Below are 6285 nucleotides of genomic sequence, written 5' to 3'. Positions count from 1 at the left end.
GCCCCGCCCGGTGCCACCCCAGGTTCCCCGCCCCACGATGCCCGAAGCCGCCTCGGTGGCCTACACCGCGATGCTCCTGATCGCGGCGCTCGCGGGGTGGGCGCTGCTCCAGCTCTTCGTCCTCGGCGGACTGTCGGAGACGCGTGCGCAGCAGGTGCTGCACGCCGAGCTCCGTCAGCAGCTCGCCGCGGAGACGGCGCCGACCGGGGGGAGCATCGAGCCGGGCGCCCCCGTGGCACTCCTGGTGATCCCGACGCTCGGCGTGCGGCAGGTCGTCGTCGAGGGGACGGCGTCCGGAGACCTCACGGCCGGGCCGGGGCACCGCCGCGACACCGTCCTTCCCGGACAGGCCGGCGTGTCCATCGTCTACGGCCGCTCCGCCGCGTACGGCGCGCCGTTCCGGTCCGTGGCACTGCTGAGGGCGGGCGACGGCCTGCAGGTCACCACCGGTCAGGGCGAGTTCGTCTACCGCGTGGACGGGGTCCGCCGTGCGGGCGACCCGCTCCCCGCCGCTCTCGACGCGGGCGCCGCCCGGATCACCCTCGTCACGTCGGAGGGCGACGGTCCGCTCGCGTCGATCACGCCCGTGCGCACCGTGTACGTCGACGCGACGCTCGTCGGCGAGGCCGCGACGGGCCCCGGCGGGCGCCCCGCGGGTGTGCCCGACGCCGAGAAGGCACTGGCAGGCGATCGCAGCGTGCTGCCTCTGCTCGCCCTCTGCCTGCAGGGCCTGCTCCTCGCCGTTGCGGCCACGGCGGTCGCGCTGCGTCGCCTCCCTGGCCGCGCGGTCTGGCCGGTCGCCGCGGGGATCGTCGTGGCCCTGGCCTGGGCCTCGACCGACGCCGCCTCCCAGCTGCTGCCCAACCTCCTCTGACCCCGGCCCGGGACGTCCTCCGGGACACCGGCCCACCGACCACAGTCACGAAGGGCTCCCTCCCATGAAGCGATCGAGGGTCTCGATCATTCTTGCCTCCGTCCTGACCGGCGTCGTCGCCGCGTCCATCGCCGCCACCCCGGCGTACGCGGACCCGACCCCGCAGGTCAAGGACATCGTCGGCGTCGGCTCCGACACGACGGAGTTCGCGCTCAACTACATCGCCGACGGCCGCCGCGCCGGGGTGTTCTCCCCGGGCTACAACGCGAGCGCCAGCGCGCGTCTGGTGTCGTTCGACGCGACCGGCAGCTCCACCGTCGTGCTCAAGGCGGGGACGACGGCCATCACGCGGCCGAACGGCTCCGGCGCGGGCAAGGCGCTGCTCTACGGCGCCGGCAACAACACGAACGTGAACTTCGCGCGCTCGTCGTCCTCGCTCAGCTCCGCGGAGGTCGCGGCCGGGCTCTGGCAGGTGCCCTTCGCGGTCGACGGGCTCAAGCTCGCCGTCGCGTCGACGTCGAACGCACCCGCCAGCATCAGCGCGGCCCAGATGGTGAGCATCTACAACGGCACCTTCACCAACTGGAGCCAGCTGGGTGGCGCGAACGGCGTCATCGTCCCGCAGATCCCGCAGACGGGGTCGGGCACCCGGACGGTCTTCCTCGCCCAGCTCCAGGCCGCCAACGGTGGCACGCCCGTCACCCTTGCGGGCTCGGTGGTCGAGATCCAGGAGCACGACGCCGCGCCGATCGCCGGCAACCCGAACGCGGTCTCCCCGTTCTCGACGGGCCGGTTCCTCACCGCGACCGGCATCAAGCTCACCGGCGGCTGGACGTTCCAGCGCGCGCTCTACAACGTCGTGCGCACCGCCGACCTGACCAAGCCGTTCTTCACGTCGCTGTTCGCCGCTGACGGCTTCATCTGCAGCGGGTCGGCACAGCCGCTCATCGAGGCAGCCGGCTTCCAGCAGCTCTCCGTGGCCGCGGACGGTGGCGCCTGCGGCGTCCCGACCCAGGCCGCGGTCACCAACTTCACCGTCAACTGATTCACCGACAGCTCAGGAGCAGATCGATGAGACTCAACCGACTGGTGGCCGGCGCACTCGCCGCGACCGTCGCCACGGGTGCGGCGCTGGTCGCCGTGGCCGGCCCGGCGGCGGCCAACGACGAGGGCCCGCTGATCCCCGGCAACATCTTCTTCCTCGCGAACGCCGGGGGCTTCGACGCCAACACCCCCGCGGACCAGATCACGAGCGGCACGACTGCGACGCGGCCGTGGCAGTCCCTGACCGTGGACGCGACGTGCCCGGCCGGCACCGGCGTCATCCAGCCCCTGATCCGCATCCCGCAGGCCGGCGTGCCGGTCATCGACTGGGAGCAGGTGCCCTTCGGCCCCGTCTCCACCCTGGTCGACTCCGACGGCCGTCCGTACACGGGCCGCGGCGACTTCATGGGCAAGCCGCAGGCGCTGACGTACCTGGCGTCGCAGCCCGGCAACACCGCGGTGCTGCCGTTCCTGGTGGCGTGCCGCGATGTCGACGGCAACTCGATCGCGTACTTCGAGACCGGTCTCACGATGACCGGCACCTCGAGCGCGAACCTCACGTGGTCGATCCCGGCCGCCGCGTTCCCCTCCGAGCCCAGCACCACGACCCTCGGGGTCTCCGCGACGACCGTCGAGGCCGGCACCTCGGTCGACCTCACGGCGACCGTCGACCCCGCGGCCGCGACCGGTGACGTCGAGTTCTTCGCCGGCGCCACGTCGCTCGGGACGGCCACCGTCGCCGCCGGCGTCGCGACGCTGTCGACCGTCGCCCTGCCCGTGGGCACCAACGCGGTGACCGCCCGGTACCTCGGTGGCTCGCACGCAGCCTCCACGTCCGCGCCGGTCTCCGTCGTGGTCACCGCGGTCGCCGCCCGCACCACGGTCACGACTCTGGGCGTCACGCCGGTCTCCGGCGCGGCGTACTCGGCCGTCACGTTCAGCACCACGGTCGTGGCCTCGTCCGGCGCGGCCAACGGCACCGTCGCCTTCAAGAGCGGCGCCACGGTGCTCGGCTCGCTCCCGGTCGTCGGTGGCGTCGTCGCCGACTTCACCACCAACGTGCTCGGCGCCGGCGTGCACTCGCTGACCGCCGACTTCGTGGGAACCGCGCCGTACAGCAGCTCGGTCTCGGCGCCCGTCGCCGCGACCTACGAGCTGTCCGGTGCGGTGGACGAGCAGACGGTCACCGTCGACATCCCCGTCGGTGCCATCTCGATCACCACGCCGTACACGCCGTCGAACCCGCTCGCGCTCGGCACCGCCGTGCTCGACCCCGCGGACTCGACGTACTCCGCGTCGGCCGCCTTCGAGGACATCGTCATCACCGACACCCGGGCCGGGAACCTCGGCTTCACGGCGTCGGTCGTCTCCGGGGCGTTCACCTCCGCGGCGGGCTCGTTCCCGGGCCTGCACGCCGGGCTGACCGGCCTCGTGGCCGACCAGGTGGCGGGCAACGCGCTGCAGGCCGGCAACGTCACCCTCACCAACCACGCGCCGGCCACCGACGGCCTGGACGTCCCGAAGGTCTTCGCGACCTACGGCGCCGGCCAGCCCCTCGGCACGGCGCACATCGAGGGTGTCTTCGGCGTGGACCAGGTGCCGACGTCGGTCGCACCAGGTCTCTACACCGCGACGGTCACCTTCACCGCCGTCTGACGACGGCCCACCCGGCTGCGGCCGGGCGGTGACCAGGGGAGGTGGGGCGCGCTGCGCCTCACCTCCCCGCAGGCGTTCCCCGTCCCTCACACCTCTGGAAGGCCCGACCTGATGCTCGACCGCCTCCGTCCCCTCCTCGCGGTGGCCGCGGTGCTCGGCGCCGCCGCACYCTGCGCGAGCCCCGCCGCGGCCGCACCCGACCCGCTGCCGCCCGCAGCCGCCGACCTCGTCTCGTTCGGCATCAGCCCCGCCGGTCCGGAGCGCCCGGACGACCGGCCGTTCCTCAGCGTGACCGCACCCCCGGGGGCAGTCGTGTACGAGAACGCCGCGCTGCTCAACCAGGACGACACCACGGTCCAGCTGCAGGTCTACGGCGGAGACGTCGTCATGGCCGACGGTGGCGGGCTGGCCGTCCGCGCGCGAGACGACGCCAGCACCGACGCAGGCGCGTGGATCGCCGTCCCGGGCGCGGCCACCGTCGACGTGGCCCCCCAGACCGCGGACGCGGGGTTCGGCTACACCGTCGTCCCGTTCACGGTCTCGATCCCGGCGAACGCCGAGCCCGGTGATCACCTGGGTGCACTGGTCGCGTCGCTGGAGAGCGTGGGTCCGGGAGCCGAGAACGCGCCGAGCATCGAGCTCGAGCAGCGGGTCGCCGCTCGTGTGTACATCCGCGTGGACGGCCCGCTGGACCCGGGTCTCCGGGTGACGGACGTCTCCGCGACCTGGCACGCGGCGTCCTTGGTCGGTGCGGGCGAGGTCACCGTCGACTACACGCTCCGGAACACCGGCAACGTGCGGATGGCCGTCGAGCCCGAGGTCGCGGTCGGCGGTGCGTTCGGTCTGCTCCGCGAGCGTGTGGACGGCGACCGGGTCGACGAGCTGCTGCCCGGCGGCGAGGTGCGCGGGTCGACGACCGTGCCCGGCGTCTGGCCGCTGGTGCTCGAGACGGTCACGGTCGAAGCGACCGCGGTGGCCCCGGCGGCGGGGGACGACCCTGGCGTGGGGACCGTGTCGGGTGCCGTGCGGGTCTGGGCCGTCCCGTGGCTGGTCCTCGCGCTGCTGGTGCTCATCACCCTCGGGCTGGTCGTCCGGAGGGTCCGCCGCAGGGCGATCACGACGGCAGGACCGGCGGTCGAGGCGCCCCAGCTCGAGGCGGTGCGATGACTGCCCCGCACGCCGTCCCGCGGACGCCCGGCGGGGGCCCGGCGTTCACCTACGGGCTCCATCCTCGTCGCGGTGCGACAGCACGTGACGTGAAACCACGCCAGATCGTCCTCGAAAGGACTGCTCGATGAAGCTCAGGAGAGTTGTGGCCGCGCTGGTGGCCGGGACGTGCGCGACGGGTGCGGCGCTCGTCGCCGTGGCGGGCCCCGCAGCCGCCAACGACGAGGGTCCGCTGATCCCCGGCAACATCTACTTCCTCGCGAACGCCGGCGGGTTCGAGGCGAACACCGCGGCCGACGTCATCACGAGCGGCACGACGGCCACGCGTCCGTGGCAGTCGCTCGCCGTGGACGCCACCTGCCCGGCCGGTTCCGGCGTCATCCAGCCGCTGATCCGGATCCCGCAGGCCGGTGTCCCGGTCATCGACTGGGAGCAGGTGCCGTTCGGCCCGGTCTCGGTGCTGGTCGACTCGTCCGGACGTCCGTACACGGGTCGCGGCGACTTCATGGGCAAGCCGCAGGCGCTCACCTACCTGGCCTCGCAGCCGGGGAACACCGCCACGCTGCCGTTCCTGGTGGCGTGCCGCGACGTGGACGGCAACTCGATCGCGTACTTCGAGACCGGCCTGACGCTGACGGGCACCACGAGCGCGAACCTGACATGGTCCGTCCCGTCGCACACCTACCCGTCCGGCGGGGGCACCCAGGCCGTCGCGACGACGACCACGCTCACCGCGGCTGCCTCGGGCGCCGACCTGGTCCTCACGGCGGCGGTGGCCCCGGCCGGCGCGGCCGGTCAGGTCACGTTCAAGGAGGGCGCCACGGTCCTCGGCACCGCGCCGGTCGCTGCCGGCTCGGCCGCGCACTCGGTGCCGGCGCCCAGTGCCGGGAACCACTCGTACACCGCGGACTTCGCCCCGACCGACACCGCCGCGTACCTCGCCTCGAGCGGGAGCCTCTCGCTCTCGCTCGGGATCGACTCGGCGACGGGGCAGCTGGTGCTCACGGTGCCCGAGGCGCCCGTGGTCGACGGGTCGCTCATCTTCAGCGTCCCGTTCGACACGCCGGTCGCCCTGACCGGCTCGCGCTCGGTGGACAACTCGCGGGTCACCGCGGCCGGGGTCTTCCCGACCGTGACCGTCACGGACACCCGCCGGGACGCGCTCCTGACCGGCTGGGAGGTCAACGCGCAGGCGTCGGACTTCACCGGCACCTCCGCCACGGTCGGCGCCAAGTACCTGGGCTGGACGCCCGGCACGCCGAGCATGACGCCGGACGCCGGCAGCCCGCTCGTCGCGCAGGCCGGTCCGGCCGTCGCCTCGTTCCTGGACGACGCCTCCAGCGCCGGCCTGTCCGCCAGCTCGCTGCTGGGCCGGGCGCAGACCCCCGGTCGCGGGGTCTCGACCCTCGCCGCGGGCCTGGCGCTGGCCATCCCGGGCGCGACGTCGGCCGGCTCGTACACGTCGACCGTCACCGTCACCCTCGTCGGCGGCTGACCGAGACGCCACGGACCGGGGCTCCTCGACGCGCGAGCTGTCGAGGAGC

5 protein-coding genes are annotated in these 6285 nt (G+C 73.8%); all 5 read left to right on the top strand.

Annotated features, from left to right (window positions below; all coding sequences use genetic code 11):
• Nucleotides 1–874 (top strand): sortase (locus AC1DUQ_RS16845; RefSeq protein ID WP_477074180.1); only part of this gene is annotated, 874 nt, incomplete at its 5' end.
• Nucleotides 875–938: 64 nt separating this feature from the next.
• Complete coding sequence (locus AC1DUQ_RS16840; protein WP_477062314.1) at nt 939–1919, top strand: substrate-binding domain-containing protein; 981 nt, start codon at nt 939–941, stop codon at nt 1917–1919.
• A gap of 26 nt (nt 1920–1945) precedes the next feature.
• Nucleotides 1946–3574, top strand: coding sequence for an Ig-like domain repeat protein (locus tag AC1DUQ_RS16835; RefSeq protein WP_477062315.1), 1629 nt, complete (start codon nt 1946–1948; stop codon nt 3572–3574).
• A gap of 111 nt (nt 3575–3685) precedes the next feature.
• The gene (locus tag AC1DUQ_RS16830) at nt 3686–4741 is read left to right on the top strand and encodes a COG1361 family protein (RefSeq protein WP_477074179.1); all 1056 of its coding nucleotides are present in this window, start codon (nt 3686–3688) and stop codon (nt 4739–4741) included.
• Between the two features lie 127 nt (nt 4742–4868).
• Nucleotides 4869–6236, top strand: a complete 1368-nt coding sequence (locus tag AC1DUQ_RS16825; RefSeq protein WP_477062317.1) for an Ig-like domain repeat protein — start codon at nt 4869–4871, stop codon at nt 6234–6236.
• Nucleotides 6237–6285 lie beyond the last annotated feature (49 nt).

Source organism: Cellulomonas sp. P4_B5_2 (assembly GCF_056402235.1).
Note: the sequence above shows the minus strand (reverse complement) of the source record. Positions and strands in the feature narration are given on the sequence as shown.

Coding starts and splice junctions, on each gene's coding strand:
- AC1DUQ_RS16835 (WP_477062315.1), top strand. CDS start 1,946: ATGAGACTCAACCGACTGGTGGCCGGCGCACTCGCCGCGACCGTCGCC.
- AC1DUQ_RS16825 (WP_477062317.1), top strand. CDS start 4,869: ATGAAGCTCAGGAGAGTTGTGGCCGCGCTGGTGGCCGGGACGTGCGCG.
- AC1DUQ_RS16840 (WP_477062314.1), top strand. CDS start 939: ATGAAGCGATCGAGGGTCTCGATCATTCTTGCCTCCGTCCTGACCGGC.